The organism is Vreelandella piezotolerans (assembly GCF_012427705.1).
Classification (GTDB): Bacteria; Pseudomonadota; Gammaproteobacteria; order Pseudomonadales; family Halomonadaceae; genus Vreelandella; species Vreelandella piezotolerans.
On the sequence record NZ_CP048602.1, the window covers coordinates 1,065,407 to 1,081,778 of the forward strand.

The following is a 16,372-nucleotide window of genomic DNA, read 5'->3' on the forward strand; positions in this document are numbered from 1 at the left end:
CCAAGAGGAGTGCTGTATGCGTCTCGCGCGTCATTTGCCCGTTACGACCCTAGCGGCTGCCGTTGCGGTAGCTGGCCAAGCCCAGGCTCAAACCGAGATCACCGTCGCGACGGTGAACAATAACGACATGGTCATCATGCAGAGCCTGACCGACGCCTTTGAACAAGCGCATCCTGAGATCACGCTGGACTGGGTGGTGCTCGAGGAGAACGTGCTGCGTCAGCGTATGACCACGGACATTGCCACCGGCGGTGGGCAATTCGACGTCATGACCATCGGCACTTACGAAGTGCCCATTTGGGCGGAGCGCGGCTGGCTAGAGCCGCTGGACGACCTGGCTGACGACTACAACGAAGACGATCTGCTGGCATCGGTGCGCGATGGCTTGAGCCTAAATGGTACGCTGCACGCCCTGCCGTTCTACGCGGAAAGCTCGATGATGTATTACCGCACCGATCTATTCGAGCAGGCAGGCATCGAGATGCCCGAGCAGCCCACCTGGTCGCAGGTGCGTGACTGGGCCGAACAGCTCCACGGTAGCGAAGAGGGCCTTGCGGGTATCTGTTTGCGCGGTAAGCCGGGCTGGGGCGAGAACATGGCCTTTGTTTCGACGCTGGTAAACACCTTCGGTGGACGCTGGTTCGATGAGCAGTGGAACCCAGAGCTCAACTCCGAGGCCTGGAATGAGGCAATTGCGTTCTACGTAGATCTGCTTGGCAACTATGGCCCGCCCGGCGCCAGCTCCAACGGCTTTAACGAGAACCTCGCGCTCTTCTCCCGCGGCAACTGCGCGATGTGGGTCGATGCTACCTCGGCGGCTGGCAAGCTCTATGATGAGAACGAATCCGACGTAGCCGACACGCTGGGCTTTGCACCCGCGCCCATCGCGGAAACCCCCAAAGGCTCCCACTGGCTGTGGTCCTGGGCGCTCGCCATCCCAGCCTCCTCTGAGCATAAAGAGGCTGCGCAGGCGTTCATCACTTGGGCCACATCCCAGGAGTACATCGAGCTAGTCGGTGACACCAACGGTTGGACCAGCGTACCGCCTGGCACCCGCGAGTCTACCTATGCTAACGAGCAGTACACCTCCGCCGCGCCGTTTGCTGGCTTCGTACTGAACGCCATTCAAGAAGCCGACCCCACCGATGCCACCCTTGAGCCGAACCCCTATGTGGGCGTGCAGTTCGTCGGTATCCCCGAGTTCCAGTCGATTGGGACGCAGGTTGGCCAGACCATTGCTGCGGCACTTACCGTCGATACATCGGTTGAACAGGCGCTGGATAGCGCCCAACGCGCCACCGAACGCACCATGCAACGGGCGGGCTATATCGAACGTTAAAGGCACTCCCGCGCCTGCCCGGCCCTGGGCAGGCGTTGCTGGTGGTTCTCGCAGGTCTTTCTTGCAGGTATTTACATGAATAGAACACGTGCTTCTGGCCGGACGGTCGGCGGGCTGAGGACGCTGTCGCTTCAAGCGCCCGCCGTCACGCTGTTGCTGCTCTGGATGATCGTGCCTTTAGGCATGACCCTCTGGTTCTCTTTTCAGCGCTACAACCTGCTGATGCCCGGAATGACCGGCTTTGCCGGGTTGGAGAACTACGAGTATCTGCTCACCGACCCCGCGCTCTGGTCGGCCATGGGCACCACGCTGCTGCTGGTGGGCTGGGTGCTGGTGGTCACCGTTGTAGGCGGCACGCTGTTGGCGGTGCTGTTTCAACAGGAGTTTGCCGGGCAGGGTATCGCCCGCGTACTGGCGATCTCTCCCTTCTTCGTCATGCCAACGGTCAGCGCGCTGGTGTGGAAAAACATGATGATGCACCCCTCCAATGGGGTCCTGGCATGGCTGGCGGAGTCGTTAGGGCTCCCCGCGCTGGACTGGTTCTCGTCGCTACCGCTGACCTCCATCATCATTATCGTCTCGTGGCAGTGGCTGCCGTTCGCGCTCCTCATTCTACTCACGGCCATGCAATCGCTGGATGAGGACCAGGTGGAGGCCGCCCGGATGGATGGCGCAGGGCCGCTGGCGATTTTTTTCTTCATCACGCTGCCGCATCTCAAGCGTGCTATAAGCGTGGTGATCATGATCGAAATGATCTTCCTGCTGACGATTTTTGCCGAGATATTCGTCACCACCTCCGGCGGGCCGGGGCTCGCGACGACCAACTTGGCTTATTTGATCTATATCCAAGCGCTGCTGGATTTCGATGTGGGCATGGCCTCGGCGGGTGGGGTGATCGCCATCATTCTCGCCAATATCGTCGCGATTTTCCTTGTCCGCATGGTCGCTAAGAACTTAGAAGACTGACCCCGGCACCAGGGCGTCTTGGGAGCATTTCAATGACAACGCATCGTAATAGCGCACCAGCACACACTCGCTCGTTGCCGATGAGGCAACTGGTGCTCACCCTGTTGGGCTGGACCATCGCGCTGATCATCTTTTTTCCCATCCTCTGGATGGTGCTGACGGGGTTCAAAACCGAGACAGCGGCGATTGCCGATCCCAGCTTTATTTTTTCGCCCACCCTGGAAAGCTATCAGGCGGTACAGGACCGCTCGGGCTACGCCCGCTTTGCACTAAATAGCGTAGCCGTGGCGTTTGGCTCGACCTTTTTAGCGCTGCTGATCGCCATTCCCTCGGCCTACGCCATGGCGTTTTTACCCACCAAGCGCACCAAGGGCACGCTGCTGTGGATGCTCTCCACCAAGATGCTGCCTCCGGTGGGTGTTTTGGTGCCTATCTATCTGATTTTTAGAGATGTCGGGCTGCTGGATACCCGCACTGGGCTGATCATCGTCTATACCCTGATGAACCTGCCCATCGTGGTGTGGATGCTCTACACCTTCTTCAAAGACATGCCCAAAGACATCCTCGAAGCGGGCCGGATGGACGGTGCCTCTACGTTGCAGGAAGTGTTTTTCCTGCTGTTACCGCTCACGCTGCCGGGCATTGCCTCTACCGGGTTACTGTCGGTGATTTTGAGCTGGAACGAGGCGTTCTGGAGCCTCAACTTAACGTCGTCGAAAGCCGCGCCATTGACCGCCTACATTGCTTCCTTCTCGAGTCCTGAAGGGCTGTTTTGGGCCAAGCTGTCGGCGGCGTCCACCATGGCTATTGCCCCCATCCTGATCCTCGGTTGGCTGACCCAAAAACAAATGGTGCGTGGCCTGACCTTTGGCGCCGTCAAGTAAAGGAGTTCCCCATGGCGACCTTACAACTCAAGAACATTACCAAGCGGTTTGGCGACACCCAGGTCATCAAAGGTATCGATCTCGACGTGAATGATCGTGAGTTCGTGGTGTTCGTTGGCCCCTCGGGCTGCGGTAAATCCACGCTGATGCGCATGATCGCGGGGTTGGAGAGCGCCAGCGACGGCGATATTCTCATCGATGGCCAGCGCATGAACGACGTGGGACCCGCCGACCGTGGATTGGCAATGGTGTTTCAGAGCTATGCGCTTTACCCGCACATGACCGTCGAGGGCAACATGGGCTTTAGCATGCGCTTGGCTGGCGTGCCCAAAAAAGAGCGCCGCGCCAAAGTGCTGGAAGCCGCCAAGATCCTTCAGCTCGAGCCGCTGTTGGACCGCAAGCCCAAAGCGCTGTCCGGCGGCCAGCGCCAGCGGGTGGCGATTGGCAGGGCGATCGTGCGTAACCCCAGCATCTTCCTGTTCGACGAGCCGCTTTCCAACCTAGACGCGGCGCTGCGTGTGCAGATGCGTATCGAGCTGGCGCGGCTGCATGAAGAGCTGGATGCCACGATGATTTACGTGACCCACGACCAGATAGAAGCCATGACCATGGCCGATAAAATCGTCGTGTTGCACGATGGCGTGGTGGAGCAGGTGGGCTCGCCCATGGCGCTCTATCACCATCCGCGTAACCGCTTCGTGGCGGGCTTTATTGGCTCGCCCAAGATGAACTTCTTCAGCGTCGAGCAGCGCTCCATTGGCGATGACGGTGTCACCGTGCGCCTGCCCGGCGGGCGGCCGTGCACCATTCCCGTCTCGGGCGAAGGGCTCGCCAGCGACGAAGCGCTGGAGCTAGGTATTCGTCCTGAGCACCTACAGTTGGATGAAAACGGCCCGCTGAGTGGCCAAATCAAAGTGTTGGAGCGCTTGGGCGGGCAGACCTCGCTGTACGTTCAGATGGGCGAGCTGCTCATCACCCTCATGGCCGATGGCGACGTGGCCTACCGGGTGAACGATACCGTGCAGTTTGGCTTTGCCGCCGAGCGTGCTCATCTGTTCGATGCCCAAGGGTTGGCGCTAGAAAGCCTGTCACAGCACCCGCTGGCCAGCCTGACCCGACAGGATAACCGTGCGGCGACCGAGACGCCTACGCCCGGAGCGCAGGTATGAAGGTGCTGATTTTTGATTGCGATGGCGTCTTGGTGGATAGCGAGGCACTGGCGGAAGAGACCTTGGAAACCCACCTTGTGCAGTGGCTGCCGGATCTGGATATTCCCTCGCTGCTCAGCCAAGCCCTGGGCATGACGACCGCCGACATCCTAAAGCACTTGGCGCAGTTAAGCCGCTATCCGCTGCCGTCCAATGCCTCTGAAGTCGTCGATAGCGCTATAGAAGCGCGTCTAGCGCGAGAACTCACCGCTATTGAAGGGGTTCACGACGCTGTGAGCGGTATCGATTTACCCAAAGCCGTGGTCTCCAACAGCCGCCGCTGCCGCGTGCTGGCATCGCTCGCCACGACACAATTGAAAGAGGCGCTGGGCGACGCCCCCATTTTCACCGCCGAGCAGGTCGACAACCCCAAACCGGACCCCGCGATTTATCGCTTGGCGGCAAGCGAGTTGGGTTGCCCGCCCAGCCGCTGTCTAGTGGTCGAAGACAGTGTGGCAGGGGTGAGCGCTGCCCATGCCGCCGGCATGCGGGTGATTGGTTTTGTGGGCGCCAGCCATATCGACGACGAGCAGTCTAACCGCCTGCTCGCGGCGGGTGCTTGGCGAATTTTGCCCCATATGCGTGGGCTCAACGCCTTGGTCGACGAGTGGCAACTACATCTGCAAGGAAACGATAACAATGAAACTGCTCGATAAACGTGCCGTGATTACCGGCGGTGCCCGTGGCATCGGGCTCGCCATTGCCCAGCGCTACTTGGCCGAAGGAGCCCAGGTGGTGGTGGCCGATATCGATGCCAACGCCATCGAAGACGCGCTCGCCACGCTGCAGCAGGATGCTAGCGCCGAGCGGGTCATGGGCGTGGTGCTGAACGTGTGTGACCAAGGCTCCATCGATGCCATGGTGGAGAGCGTCACCGAGCGCTTTGGCGGCATTGATATTTTGGTCAATAACGCGGCGGTGTTCGATATGGCGCCGGTGCTGGACGTGACCCAGGCCAGCTTCGATAAACAGTTTGCGGTGAATACCAAGGGCATGTTTTTCACCCTGCAGGCCGTAGCCCGCGCCATGGTGGCCCAAGGCCAGGGGGGTAAGATCATCAATATGGCCTCCCAGGCGGGTAGACGAGGCGAGCCGCTAGTAAGCGTTTACTGCGCTAGCAAAGCCGCCGTGATTAGCCTGACCCAGTCCTGCGGTCTCGATTTGATCAAACACCACATCAATGTGAATGGCATTGCCCCCGGCGTAGTGGATACCCCGATGTGGGAAGAGGTCGATGCGCTGTTCGCCCGCTACGAGAACCGCCCGCTGGGTGAGAAAAAGCGCTTAGTGGGCGAGTCGGTGCCCTTTGGCCGTATGGGGCTGCCGGAAGATCACACCGGCGCCGCCGTGTTTCTTGCCAGCCAGGATAGCGATTACGTTGTCGCCCAAACCCTGAACGTCGATGGCGGCAACTGGATGAGCTAAGACGCCCATGAGCCCTGATCTTGTTTCGTTAAGCCACCAACTACTGGATGCTGCCGACGGCAAGGCGCGCTGGATGGTTGCCCTGGCGGGGCCGCCGGGGGCAGGAAAATCCTACCGCAGCGCGCTGCTCTGTGAGGCGATCAACCAGCTGCGCCCTGGGCAGGCGGTGGTGGTGCCGATGGATGGCTACCACTTCGATAACGCCGTACTGGGCGATGAGCAGCTTCCTGTGAAAGGCGCGCCCCATACCTTCGATGTGGAGGGGTTGCATCATGATTTGACGCGCATCCGTCGTGTGGATAAGCCGGTCGCTGTACCGGTCTTTGATCGACCGCTGGATCTTGCCCGTGCCGGTGGGCGGCTCGTGACGCCAGAGCATCGCATCGTGATCGTGGAGGGCAACTACCTACTACTGGACCAAGACCCGTGGCGTTCACTGCACGCGCTGTTCGACTGGACGGTATTTATCGACGTGGACGATGCCGTGCTCGTGGAGCGGCTGGTGAACCGCTGGCTCTGTATGGGCCAAGACCGGACCGGTGCCCTCGAGCGTACCCACCAAAAAGACATGCTCAATGCCGCGCTGGTCAAAACCTGCAGCGTGACACCTGACCAGCGCTGGCGCTAGGACGCGCTTGCCTAACCCATAACCCGGAGAGTGACGATGACCCAGCTTAACAACCACAACATGGGTGCCCTCAGCGCGGCGGTCGAGACGCCAACCTATGATCGTCAGGCCGTGACGCCTGGCATCGTGCATATTGGCGTTGGTGGTTTTCATCGAGCCCATCAGGCCATGTACGTGGATGCGCTGATGAACCAGGGCGAAGCGCTGAATTGGGGCATTGTGGGCGTGGGGGTCATGCCCGGCGACAAGCGCATGCAGCAGGCCCTCGCTGCGCAAGACTACCTCTATACGCTGGTGGTCAAGCACCCTGACGGTGAGTATCAGCCTCGGGTGATTGGTAGCATGGTGAACTACCTGTTTGCCTCGGAAGACCCCGAGGCGGTCATCGAAACCATGGCCGACCCCGCCATCAAAATTGTCTCGCTCACCGTTACGGAGGGCGGCTACAACTTTCATCCGGTGTCCGGAGAATTCAACTTGGACGCCCCCCAGGTGCGCGACGATCTCGCCCACCCTGAGCGCCCCTCCACCAGCTTTGGCTTGGTGGTGGAAGCCCTGGTACGCCGCCGGGCACGGGGTATTGCATCGTTTACGGTGATGTCCTGCGATAACATTCAAGGCAACGGCGATGTCGCCAAGCGCATGTTCAGCGCCTACGCCCGCGCCCGCAGTGCGGAGCTGGGCGACTGGCTAGCCGCTGAGGTAGCGTTCCCCAACGCCATGGTGGACCGCATCACGCCAGTGACCGCGCCCACGGATATCGAAGAGCTCTCCCAGCGCTTTGGCGTGGAAGATGCCTGGCCCGTGGTGTGTGAGCCCTTTACCCAGTGGGTGTTGGAAGATCACTTCCCCTTGGGCCGCCCGGCGTTCGAGAAGGTCGGCGTTCAAGTTGTCGAGGATGTCGAACCGTACGAACTCATGAAGCTGCGCCTGCTCAATGCCAGCCATCAGGCGCTGACCTACTTTGGCTATTTGGCGGGCTACCGCTACGCCCATGAGGTGTGCCAAGACCCGCTGTTTGTCGAGTTCTTGCTCGGTTACATGCGCGAAGAGGGCACGCCGACGCTGGCCCCCGTGCCGGGGGTAGATCTAGAAACCTACCGGCTGACGCTGATCGAGCGCTTTGCGAACCCGCAAATCAGAGACACCTTGGCGCGGCTGTGCGCCGAAAGCTCGGATCGCATTCCTAAATGGTTAGTGCCGGTGATTCGCCAGCAGCTTGCCCAGGGCGGTGAGATTGAGCGCAGCGCCGCCGTGGTGGCCAGCTGGGCACGCTACGCCGAAGGCGTCGATGAGCAGGGTCAGTCCATTGAGATCGTGGACCGTTTGCGCGAGCCGTTAATGGCCATTGCCGCCAATAACCGCACCCATCCAGCGGCCTTCGTGGAAAACCGCGAGCTGTTTGGCGACTTGGCGGACCAGCCTCGTTTCCTTAACGCCTACCTGGAGGCACTGAAGTCGCTGCATGAACGAGGCGCACGGGCTACTCTTGAGGCTCTGGTCGCGTCCAAAGGAACGTTGTGATGTATATCGGGGTGGATTGCGGTACGCAAAGTACCAAAGTCGTGGTGGTTGATGTGGAGCGGGGCGTCATTCTGGGCGAGGGCAGCCGCCCGCATCGCCTGGATGAAGGGGAGCATGGCCGCCGGGAGCAGGCACCCGCGGAGTGGCTGGCGGCGCTCAAAGGCGCGTTCTTTCAAGCGATTGAGCGCGCCGGCATCGATGCCAAGCAGGTGCGCGGCATCGGCGTGTCTGGCCAGCAGCACGGCATGGTGGCACTCGATGCCGATGGCGTGCCGGTGTATCCCGCCAAGCTGTGGTGCGATACCGAAACCAGCGCTCAAAATAGCGCACTAGTGGAAACGCTGGGGGGCGAGGCGGGCTGCCTGGAGAAGCTGGGCCTGGTGCTGCAAACCGGCTACACCGCCTCAAAAGTGGCTTGGCTACGCAACCACCATCCGGATGCCTATCAGCGTATTGCCACACTCTTGCTGCCCCATGACTATCTAAACTTCTGGCTAACCGGCGAACGCGTGACCGAGGCAGGCGACGCCTCGGGCACTGGCTACTTCGATACCCGCGCCCAGTGCTGGCAGAAAGCGGTGTTTGCCGCCATTGCGCCGGAGCTCGACCCTGACCGTGTATTACCTCGGATTATTGACGCCCATGAACCAGCAGGCCGGGTGCGCCCGCTAGTGGCGCAGGAGCTGGGGCTGAGCGATAACGTGGTGGTCTCCTCCGGCGGTGGTGACAACATGATGGGGGCGATTGGCACCGGCAATATTACCCAAGGACTGGTCACGCTCAGCTTGGGCACCTCCGGCACGGTGTGCGCTTACTCGCCTAGTCCCGTGGTGTGTGACAGCGCCATGGTGGCGAATTTTTGCGCCAGCCACGGGGGGTGGTTGCCGCTGATTTGCACCATGAACGTGACCTCGGCAACGACTCGCGTGCGTGAACTGTTTGGGCTGGATTTGGCCGCCTTTAGCGAACAGGTCGCCAGCGCCCCGATTGGCGCTGAAGGTGTCACCGTATTGCCGTTTTTTAACGGCGAGCGGGTGCCCATGCTGCCCGATGCCGCCGGCGATTTTCTCGGGTTGACCAGCCTGAACATGACCCAGGCCAACCTCTGCCGAGGCGTAATGGAGGGCGCGACCTTTGGTCTACGCTATGGGCTGGAGCTGTTGGGTGAGCTTGCCGCAGGCACCAGCCAGATTCGGCTGATTGGCGGCGGGGCGAACAGCCCGGTGTGGCGGCAGATGGTGGCGGACATTACCCGTACCCAGGTGATCTGCCCCGAGATTACCGATGCCGCTGCGCTAGGGGCTGCCATTCAAGCGGCCTGGTGCGATCTACAGGCCGAGGGGGTCAGCCTGGCATCGCTCTGCGAGCGCCTAGTGCATCTGGATGCTGCCTCGCTGGCGGAGCCCGATGTCGAGCGTGTGGCGACCTATGAAGCGGCCTATCGGCGCTATTTGGCTGCGCTAGGGCAGCGCCATACGCTATAACCCCCCATTGCCTTCATGGTCGATGGCCCTGTAGCGTGATCTATTCAACCACGGTAACGCAGCGGAGAATGCCATGGAGGCGCGCTTACGCCATCTGCTCACGACTCACGATATAGCGCCAACCGGCGAACTAGAGCCGCTAAGCGGCGGCGACAGTGCAGCGGTGTACACGTTATCCACGCGCCAGGGGCGGGTGATCGTGAAGCACGACGATCCCGAGCGTCTTAGGGGCGAGGCAAAGGGCCTGCACGCCCTGGCCGGGGCCCATACCTCGCTCATCATTCCGGAAGTGCTCGGCCAGGCGGAAGGCTGGTTGGTGATAGAAGCCCTGGAGACTCAGCCCGCCAACCGGCAGGATGCGACCGCGCTAGGGGAGGGGCTTCGCCAGCTGCACGGCGTGATAGGCAGCTCCCATGGTTGGCATGAAGACAACGCCTGCGGATTGACCCCGCAGCCCAATGCGCCACTGGCCGATGGGCGGCAGTTCCAGCGCGAGCGGCGCCTGCTCCCTCTTTGCGAGGCTTGCTTTCAGCGTGGTTTACTCGATAGCGCGCTACGTCGCCGTATCGAGCAGCAGGCCGAACAGCTTGAGCGCTGGTTGCCGGACGGCCCCGGGAGTTTGCTTCACGGCGACCTATGGTCCGGCAATGTACTGACCACGCCCTGCGGGCCAGCGCTGATCGACCCGGCGATTTATCGCCACTACCCCGAGACCGACCTGGCCATGCTGACGCTGTTCGGCTCCCCCGGTGACGCGTTTTTCGAGGCTTACTGGAACGGCAACGCCCCGGCCGACTGGCCGAGGCGTGAGGCGCTGTTTCAGCTCTATCCGCTGCTCAACCACCTACTGCTGTTTGGCGTCAGCTACCGTGGCGGCGTCGAGCGCAGCGTCGCGCGGCTGGAGCACTACCAGGATTTATAGGGCAGGAATTTGCCGTTGAGGGTGAGCAGCACACGGTCGCCTTTCGGGTCTTCGACCTTATCCACCTCCATGGTGAAGTCGATGGCGCTCATGATGCCGTCGCCGAACTTCTCCTGCACCACGTCCTTGAGCGTTTCGCCGTACACGCCCACCACTTCGTAGAGCCGGTAGATGAACGGGTCTTGGGGAATCGCTTCATCCCACGCTTTGGTGGGGAAGGCCGTGAGTGCGGTAGCGACGTCGCCATCCACTTCGAGTACGTCGCAGAGTTTATGAGCGATATCGGCGCTGGCGCTGTTCATGCCGTAGCAGGCAGAGGCGACCCACACCGGCGACATGCCGACGGCGCTGGCAATGTCGTCCCAACTCAGTTTTTTGCGGGCCTTGGCAGCCAGCAGGGTATGACGCATTTCTAGCTTATCCATGACGGACCTCCTTGGGAGTGAACTTCACTAGGTTTTCTTGGGATTCGGTGGCAGGGGTTGCCGGGGTTGAAACCGTGGTGGCCTCGGCAGTCGCTAGTTGCACCGGGTTGACCGGTGTGGGATAGCGCAGGCCTTGGCCGTCGAACTCCTGGGTGCGCAGCTCGCCGGAGCGGTTCACCAGGAAGTCGACCAGGTAGTTACGAATCGTGTAGAAGTGCGGGTGTTTAACGATACTTGCCCGCTGGCGCGGCCGTGGCAGATCGATCTCCACCGCCTCGGCGATACGCGCCTGGGGGCCGTTGGTCATCAAAAAGATGCGGTCGGCCAGCAAGATCGCTTCGTCCACATCGTGGGTAATCATGAACACGGTTTGCTGATCCTGGCTCCAGATGTTGATCAGCTCGTCTTGAATGACGCCCCGGGTCAGCGCATCCAGCGCGCCAAACGGCTCATCCAACAGCAGCAGTTTGGGCTTGGTGGCAAACGCCCGGGCGATGCTCACCCGTTGACGCATACCGCCAGAGAGCTGGGAGGGCTTGCGGTCCACCACTTCTTTCAAGCCGACCATGTCCAGGTACTTCATGCTGTGGTCGGTAACTTCTCGATCGCTCCACGTTTTCCACCGGGCGCGTACGCCAAAGCGAACGTTTTCAAGCGCGGTTAGCCAGGGCAGCAGGCTGTAGTTTTGGAACACCACGCCGCGCTCGAGGCCTGGGCCGCTGATCTCTTTGTTCTCCATCACCAAGGACCCTTCGGAGAACTGATCCAGCCCGGCGAGCGCGTTCATGATGGTGGATTTACCGCAGCCAGAGTGGCCGATGATGCACACGAATTCGCCTTTCTCGAGCTGAAAACTGATGTTCTCGAACACCGTCAGCGGTTCGGCTTCTTTACTGGCACTTGGGAAGCGCTTGGCAGCTTTCTGTACCTCTACGAACGCATGACTCATGGTCGGCTCCTTATTCGGCGTAAGTGACGAAGCGGGCAATATAGGCAAGCGACATATCCAGCAGCATGCCCACCACGCCGATCATTAGGATGGAAAAGATCACGCTGGTCAGGTCGAGGTTGTTCCACTCGTTCCAGACGTAGTAGCCAATGCCCGTACCGCCCACCAGCATCTCGGCGGCCACGATGACCAGCCAGGCGATGCCGATGGAGATCCGCATACCGGTCAGAATGGTGGGCGCTGCCGCAGGTAGAATGACCTTGAAGGCCGTTTGCAGCGACGACAGCTCGTGGGTGCGGGCCACGTTCACCCAGTCGTTGCGTACGCCCGCCACGCCAAAGGCCGTGTTGAGCAGCATGGGCCAAATGGAGCAGATAAAGATCACGAAGATGGCGGAGGCTTCGGAATCGCGAATGATGAACAGTGCCAGCGGCATCCAGGCCAGCGGGGAGATGGGCCGCAACACCTGAATGAACGGGTTGAGCGCTCTGTACGCCAGCGGCGACATGCCAATCAAAAAGCCAATGGGAATCGCCACCAGCGCGGCCAGCAAATAGCCGCTGAGCACGCGATACAGCGAATAGCCCAGCTGAATGCCAATGCCTTTATCGTTGGGGCCTGCATCATAAAAAGGGTTCGAAAGCTCTTGCCACGCTTTGACGGCGATTTCTGAAGGTGGCGGTACTTTAGCGCTCTCATCGGCCCCGGCCAGCAGCTGCTCGTATTCGCTCAGCTCGGCACCTCCCCCCATGAGCGGGGATTGATTCAACCCTTCCCAGATGCCCAGACCCACGACCAGCAACATGATGGCAAGAATCGTGGCGCGAACGTTTAGGCTCAATTTCCACTCGGTAGTGGTGCGGTCCATGGTTAACCCCTCCGAATGGCGAAGCTGTCGACGTACGCTTCGGGCTGGGTGTAATCAAAGGTCTTGCCCATGATTTGGTAGTTGCGGGCGGTCTCTTCGGGCGCTTCATAGCCCAGCTCGCGCATCACGGTCTGCGCATCGGTAGCCAGATACACGTCCCGAGCGATCTGCTGATAATCCACGTCGCCTTCGATATAGCCCCAGCGCTTCATCTGCGTCAGGATCCAGACCGCCATGGAGTGCCAGGGGAAGGGGTCGAAATCGATGCGGTCGGGCACGTTCTGTACGCCGCCCAAACCGTCGGCAAAGCGCCCGGTGAGTACTTGCTCTATGACCGTGACCGGCTGGTTCAGGTAATTCGTCGGAGCAATGGCTTCGGCAATCTCTGAGCGGTTGGCAGGGTCGGAGGAGTACTGTGTCGCGTCGATAATCGCGCGAAGCAAAGCGCCGTAGGTGTTCGGGTTCTCGCGGGCAAAGCGGGCGCTGGTGGCAAAGGCGCAGCAGGGGTGTCCGTCCCAAATCTCTTTGGTCAGCAGATGAATGAAGCCGATGCGTTCGAATACCGCGCGCTGGTTGAAGGGGTCGGGTGATAAGAAGCCGTCGATGTTGCCTGCCCGCAGGTTGGCGACCATCTCGGGCGGCGGAATCACGCGAATTTGAATATCTTGATCCGGATCCAAGCCGTGCTCGGCGACATAGTAGCGCAGTAGGAAGTTGTGCATGGAGTACTCGAACGGTACGCCAAAGGTAAAGCCTTTCCACTGCTGCGGATCGCGCTTATCCAGGTGGTCGTTATGTAGCACGATGGCCTGACCGTTGATGTTTTCTACCGCTGGCATGATGAATGGCTCGGGCGTGGAACCCGCACCGAGGGTCATGGCCAATGGCATGGGCGTTAGCATGTGCGCCGCGTCGTATTCGCGGTTAAGGGATTTATCCCGCGCCACTGCCCACCCCGCGGTTTTGATGACCGAGACATCCAGGCCGTAGCGCTCATAAAAACCCATGGGGTGGGCCATGATGATGGGGGTAGCGCAGGTAATGGGAACGAAGCCCACATTAAGCTGGGTTTTCTCGAGCGGACCTAAACTCTCTTTGACGGCGGCTTTGATCGAATCTAGGGGGAACAGGCTCGCTAACGCCGCGGCGGCCGTGCCGCCACCCACCAGCTTCATGAACTGACGGCGGTGCATGTCGCTATGGCCAAACATGCCGCGTATTAAGGCGCTTTCGACCACTCGATCCATAACGTCATCGGCGCTGCTTGGCGTTAACGATGGTGCCACTGCGTTTGTCTGATGCGGGGACCTAGCGCTGTTGGGTTGGGAGGGGGAGCACTGATGGCAATCGCACTGTCGTCCGTGAATCAGTGATTGGCGATGATCGAACGGGTTGCCAAGACTGCTGGGGTCGTTGTTCTCTTTCATGGACGTTCACCTCACAGGAGCAAAAGGGGTTTAAGCTGCGCCGTCTTGGTGCGTAACGATTCCCTGCGGCGCTATGTCCATAGATAGCGACTTATATGCCAAAACGAGTTTTTCTGATGTTTTTGTCGATGAGTCATAGGGTTACTGGTGTGAGAAGGCAGTCGCTGAGTCAACGAATTCGTCACGATTTTTCGTCAATGACGATATTTCGTTGTTTAAATAACGAAAATTCGTGATTGGCCCGCTGTTTGTATGGAAAGAGAGTCGTCCAGCTGGCTGCCAAGGAGCCTGTGATGCGTGGCACTTCCCACTCCTCGATCATCGAAACGCCCTTAACGCATATGGCCAGCCATACGCCGCTGGCCATGATCATCGTCGATCCGCTTAGCGATTCCCTGATCGATGCCAACCCTGCCGCCTGCCACTTGCTGCTCCTAGCGCGTGATCAAACCCTCACCACCCCCTTCAGTCACCGCTTGAGCGCCTCACTGCCGCTATGGGTCAGCTTTACCGACGAGGTACTAACGACCGGGCAAGGGTGGTCGGATGATTTAGTGCTGCTGGATAGCGCCCGCCAACCTCGTCGTGTCGAAGTCTATGGCCAACGCTTGCAGAGCGAATCGCAGCTATTGTTGACGTTGATCGATCGCAACAAGGCCGAACAGCGTCGTGCCAAGGCCGAGCTTAGCCGACAGCACCGGCAAGGGGAGGTGGGCTGGCAGCGGGTCGAGCAGGTGTTCGAGCGTATCGAAAAGCAGAACCAGCTGATTCTCAGCGCGGCCGGGGAGGGCATTTACGGCCTGGATGCCGATGGCAAAACCACCTTCGTCAATCCGGCCGCCGAGCGCATTCTTGGCTGGAGTACGGAGGATATGGTGGGCCACGATGCGCATCTGATGTTTCATCATACCCACGCCGATGGCAGCCACTTCCCCGTCCAGCAGTGCCCTATCCATGCCTCGTTTAGTGATGGTCAAGTGCACCATGTGGATGACGAAGTGTTCTGGCATAAAAATGGCGAGGCCATTCCCGTGGAGTACACCAGCACGCCGATTTTCGAAATGGGCCGATTAGTGGGAGCGGTGGTCCTGTTTCGCGATATTCGCGAGCGTAAACGTGCCGAGCAGCAGCTACGCGATGCGCTAGAAGAGGTGGAGTCGCTCAAACGCCGCTTGGAGCTAGAGAACCAGTATCTGCAAGAAGAGATCAAAGCCGAAGTGAACCACCGCAATATCGTCGGCAACAGCCCGGCGGTGGCCAAGCTGACTCAGCAGATTGCCATGGTCGCGCCGACCAGCGCTAACGTGCTGATTAGCGGCGAGTCAGGTACTGGCAAAGAACTGATTGCCCGGGCAATTCACGCAGGTAGTACTCGCAGCGACCGGCCGTTGATCCGCGTGAACTGTGCCGCGATTCCCCGCGACCTCTTCGAGAGTGAGTTCTTCGGTCACGTGAAAGGCGCCTTTACCGGCGCGGTGCAAGACCGTCCGGGACGCTTTGAATTGGCCCATGGCGGCACGCTGTTCCTGGATGAAGTAGGGGAAATCCCATTAGAGCTGCAGAGCAAGCTGCTGCGCGTATTGCAGGATCAGCAGTTCGAGCGGGTGGGGGATAACCGTACCCGCGAAGTGGATGTGCGGGTGATTGCGGCGACCAATCGTGAGTTAAAAGAGATGATCGATGCCGGGCAGTTTCGCGAGGATCTCTACTTCCGATTGAACGTCTTTCCCATCGACTCCGTTCCACTGCGCAAACGCATCGAAGACGTGCCGCTGCTGGCCCGCCACTTCTTGCATCGCGCCTGCCTGAAGTTCAACAAACCTGGGGTACGAATACCGCCTGCGCAACTTGATGTCCTCACGCGTTATCCCTGGCCCGGCAATATTCGCGAGTTGGAGAACGTCATCGAGCGTCAGGTAATCGTGACGCAAGATCAGCGGCTCTCTTTCGATGACCTTTTGTTGGTAGAGCCACTATCTCGTCACACGGCGTTCAACGAAACGTCGCACGATAGTAGCGAGTTGCCCGACCACCTGCTCACCGAGCAAGCGCTGTGCCATCAGCAGCGGTGCAATGCACTAAAAGCGTTGAAAGCCGCAAACGGAAAGGTGTCTGGGGCGGGAGGAGCGGCTGAGCTGTTGGGCATGAAGCCCACCACCCTCACTTCGCGACTGCAAAAATGGGGCATCGATCCTCGGCAATATCGCAGACGCCAGCGCAAAAGTACGTCAGCCAACGATGCTTTGGACTAAGGTTAGGGAGGATCTGCTTGACATCCGTTTGTACACACAAATCAGGCAACTTCAAGTCTAGCATACATACA

At 59.9% G+C, this 16,372-nt stretch carries 15 protein-coding genes; 11 read left to right on the forward strand and 4 right to left on the reverse strand.

The annotated features are described in order from the left end of the window. Positions 1 to 16: 16 nt before the first annotated feature. From GYM47_RS04960 to GYM47_RS05005, 10 genes are all read left to right on the forward strand, one after another. Positions 17 to 1,339, forward strand: coding sequence for an ABC transporter substrate-binding protein (locus GYM47_RS04960; RefSeq protein WP_153842303.1), 1,323 nt, complete (start codon positions 17 to 19; stop codon positions 1,337 to 1,339). A 75-nt stretch (positions 1,340 to 1,414) separates the two neighbouring features. Further along, complete coding sequence (locus GYM47_RS04965; protein ID WP_139525358.1) at positions 1,415 to 2,305, forward strand: carbohydrate ABC transporter permease; 891 nt, start codon at positions 1,415 to 1,417, stop codon at positions 2,303 to 2,305. Between the two features lie 32 nt (positions 2,306 to 2,337). Beyond that, the gene (locus GYM47_RS04970) at positions 2,338 to 3,189 is read left to right on the forward strand and encodes a carbohydrate ABC transporter permease (RefSeq protein ID WP_153842304.1); all 852 of its coding nucleotides are present in this window, start codon (positions 2,338 to 2,340) and stop codon (positions 3,187 to 3,189) included. 11 nt (positions 3,190 to 3,200) lie between these two features. Next, positions 3,201 to 4,358: an ABC transporter ATP-binding protein gene (locus GYM47_RS04975; protein WP_139525360.1), complete on the forward strand. Its 1,158-nt coding sequence runs from the start codon at positions 3,201 to 3,203 to the stop codon at positions 4,356 to 4,358. Next, complete coding sequence (locus GYM47_RS04980) at positions 4,355 to 5,053, forward strand: HAD family hydrolase (RefSeq protein ID WP_139525361.1); 699 nt, start codon at positions 4,355 to 4,357, stop codon at positions 5,051 to 5,053. The genes GYM47_RS04975 and GYM47_RS04980 overlap by 4 nt, the downstream gene beginning before the upstream one ends. After that, positions 5,037 to 5,822, forward strand: coding sequence for an L-iditol 2-dehydrogenase (locus GYM47_RS04985; RefSeq protein ID WP_153842305.1), 786 nt, complete (start codon positions 5,037 to 5,039; stop codon positions 5,820 to 5,822). The genes GYM47_RS04980 and GYM47_RS04985 overlap by 17 nt, the downstream gene beginning before the upstream one ends. A 7-nt stretch (positions 5,823 to 5,829) precedes the next feature. Further along, on the forward strand, positions 5,830 to 6,450 hold the full coding sequence (locus GYM47_RS04990) for a nucleoside/nucleotide kinase family protein (protein ID WP_153842306.1): 621 nt from the start codon (positions 5,830 to 5,832) through the stop codon (positions 6,448 to 6,450). 36 nt (positions 6,451 to 6,486) lie between these two features. Next, positions 6,487 to 7,974, forward strand: a complete 1,488-nt coding sequence (locus GYM47_RS04995; protein ID WP_153842307.1) for a mannitol dehydrogenase family protein — start codon at positions 6,487 to 6,489, stop codon at positions 7,972 to 7,974. Then, positions 7,974 to 9,458, forward strand: a complete 1,485-nt coding sequence (gene xylB / locus GYM47_RS05000; RefSeq protein ID WP_153842308.1) for a xylulokinase — start codon at positions 7,974 to 7,976, stop codon at positions 9,456 to 9,458. Before GYM47_RS04995 ends, xylB begins: the two co-directional genes overlap by 1 nt. Positions 9,459 to 9,531: 73 nt before the next feature. Beyond that, a complete protein-coding gene (locus GYM47_RS05005; protein ID WP_153842309.1) occupies positions 9,532 to 10,380 on the forward strand; it encodes a fructosamine kinase family protein in 849 nt (282 codons plus the stop codon). Here GYM47_RS05005 and cynS read toward each other — a convergent pair. From cynS to GYM47_RS05025, 4 genes are read right to left on the reverse strand one after another with little or no spacing between them, the layout of a single operon-like run. Then, on the reverse strand, positions 10,365 to 10,805 hold the full coding sequence (gene cynS / locus GYM47_RS05010; RefSeq protein ID WP_153842310.1) for a cyanase: 441 nt from the start codon (positions 10,803 to 10,805) through the stop codon (positions 10,365 to 10,367). The two genes, GYM47_RS05005 and cynS, sit on opposite strands and share 16 nt — an antisense overlap. Continuing rightward, positions 10,798 to 11,754 carry an ABC transporter ATP-binding protein gene (locus GYM47_RS05015; RefSeq protein WP_153842311.1) on the reverse strand — a complete coding sequence of 319 codons (957 nt, stop codon included), beginning with the start codon at positions 11,752 to 11,754 and terminating at the stop codon, positions 10,798 to 10,800. Before GYM47_RS05015 ends, cynS begins: the two co-directional genes overlap by 8 nt. A 10-nt stretch (positions 11,755 to 11,764) precedes the next feature. Continuing rightward, entirely contained in the window at positions 11,765 to 12,622 is an 858-nt protein-coding gene (gene ntrB, locus GYM47_RS05020; protein WP_139525368.1) for a nitrate ABC transporter permease, read from the reverse strand. Positions 12,623 to 12,624: 2 nt separating this feature from the next. Beyond that, positions 12,625 to 14,049, reverse strand: coding sequence for a CmpA/NrtA family ABC transporter substrate-binding protein (locus GYM47_RS05025; RefSeq protein ID WP_139525369.1), 1,425 nt, complete (start codon positions 14,047 to 14,049; stop codon positions 12,625 to 12,627). A 293-nt stretch (positions 14,050 to 14,342) separates the two neighbouring features. On the opposite strand from GYM47_RS05025, the gene GYM47_RS05030 reads away from it, so the two are divergent. After that, on the forward strand, positions 14,343 to 16,301 hold the full coding sequence (locus GYM47_RS05030; RefSeq protein WP_176558194.1) for a sigma 54-interacting transcriptional regulator: 1,959 nt from the start codon (positions 14,343 to 14,345) through the stop codon (positions 16,299 to 16,301). Positions 16,302 to 16,372: the final 71 nt, after the last annotated feature.

Excerpts from the sequence above, each read along its gene's own strand:
- GYM47_RS04970 (WP_153842304.1), top strand. The coding sequence starts at position 2,338 with ATGACAACGCATCGTAATAGCGCACCAGCACACACTCGCTCGTTGCCG.
- GYM47_RS05015 (WP_153842311.1), bottom strand. The coding sequence starts at position 11,754 with ATGAGTCATGCGTTCGTAGAGGTACAGAAAGCTGCCAAGCGCTTCCCA.
- GYM47_RS05005 (WP_153842309.1), top strand. The coding sequence starts at position 9,532 with ATGGAGGCGCGCTTACGCCATCTGCTCACGACTCACGATATAGCGCCA.
- GYM47_RS04995 (WP_153842307.1), top strand. The coding sequence starts at position 6,487 with ATGACCCAGCTTAACAACCACAACATGGGTGCCCTCAGCGCGGCGGTC.
- cynS (WP_153842310.1), bottom strand. The coding sequence starts at position 10,805 with ATGGATAAGCTAGAAATGCGTCATACCCTGCTGGCTGCCAAGGCCCGC.
- GYM47_RS04960 (WP_153842303.1), top strand. The coding sequence starts at position 17 with ATGCGTCTCGCGCGTCATTTGCCCGTTACGACCCTAGCGGCTGCCGTT.
- GYM47_RS04990 (WP_153842306.1), top strand. The coding sequence starts at position 5,830 with ATGAGCCCTGATCTTGTTTCGTTAAGCCACCAACTACTGGATGCTGCC.
- xylB (WP_153842308.1), top strand. The coding sequence starts at position 7,974 with ATGTATATCGGGGTGGATTGCGGTACGCAAAGTACCAAAGTCGTGGTG.
- GYM47_RS04965 (WP_139525358.1), top strand. The coding sequence starts at position 1,415 with ATGAATAGAACACGTGCTTCTGGCCGGACGGTCGGCGGGCTGAGGACG.
- GYM47_RS04975 (WP_139525360.1), top strand. The coding sequence starts at position 3,201 with ATGGCGACCTTACAACTCAAGAACATTACCAAGCGGTTTGGCGACACC.
- GYM47_RS04985 (WP_153842305.1), top strand. The coding sequence starts at position 5,037 with ATGAAACTGCTCGATAAACGTGCCGTGATTACCGGCGGTGCCCGTGGC.
- GYM47_RS04980 (WP_139525361.1), top strand. The coding sequence starts at position 4,355 with ATGAAGGTGCTGATTTTTGATTGCGATGGCGTCTTGGTGGATAGCGAG.
- ntrB (WP_139525368.1), bottom strand. The coding sequence starts at position 12,622 with ATGGACCGCACCACTACCGAGTGGAAATTGAGCCTAAACGTTCGCGCC.
- GYM47_RS05025 (WP_139525369.1), bottom strand. The coding sequence starts at position 14,049 with ATGAAAGAGAACAACGACCCCAGCAGTCTTGGCAACCCGTTCGATCAT.
- GYM47_RS05030 (WP_176558194.1), top strand. The coding sequence starts at position 14,343 with ATGCGTGGCACTTCCCACTCCTCGATCATCGAAACGCCCTTAACGCAT.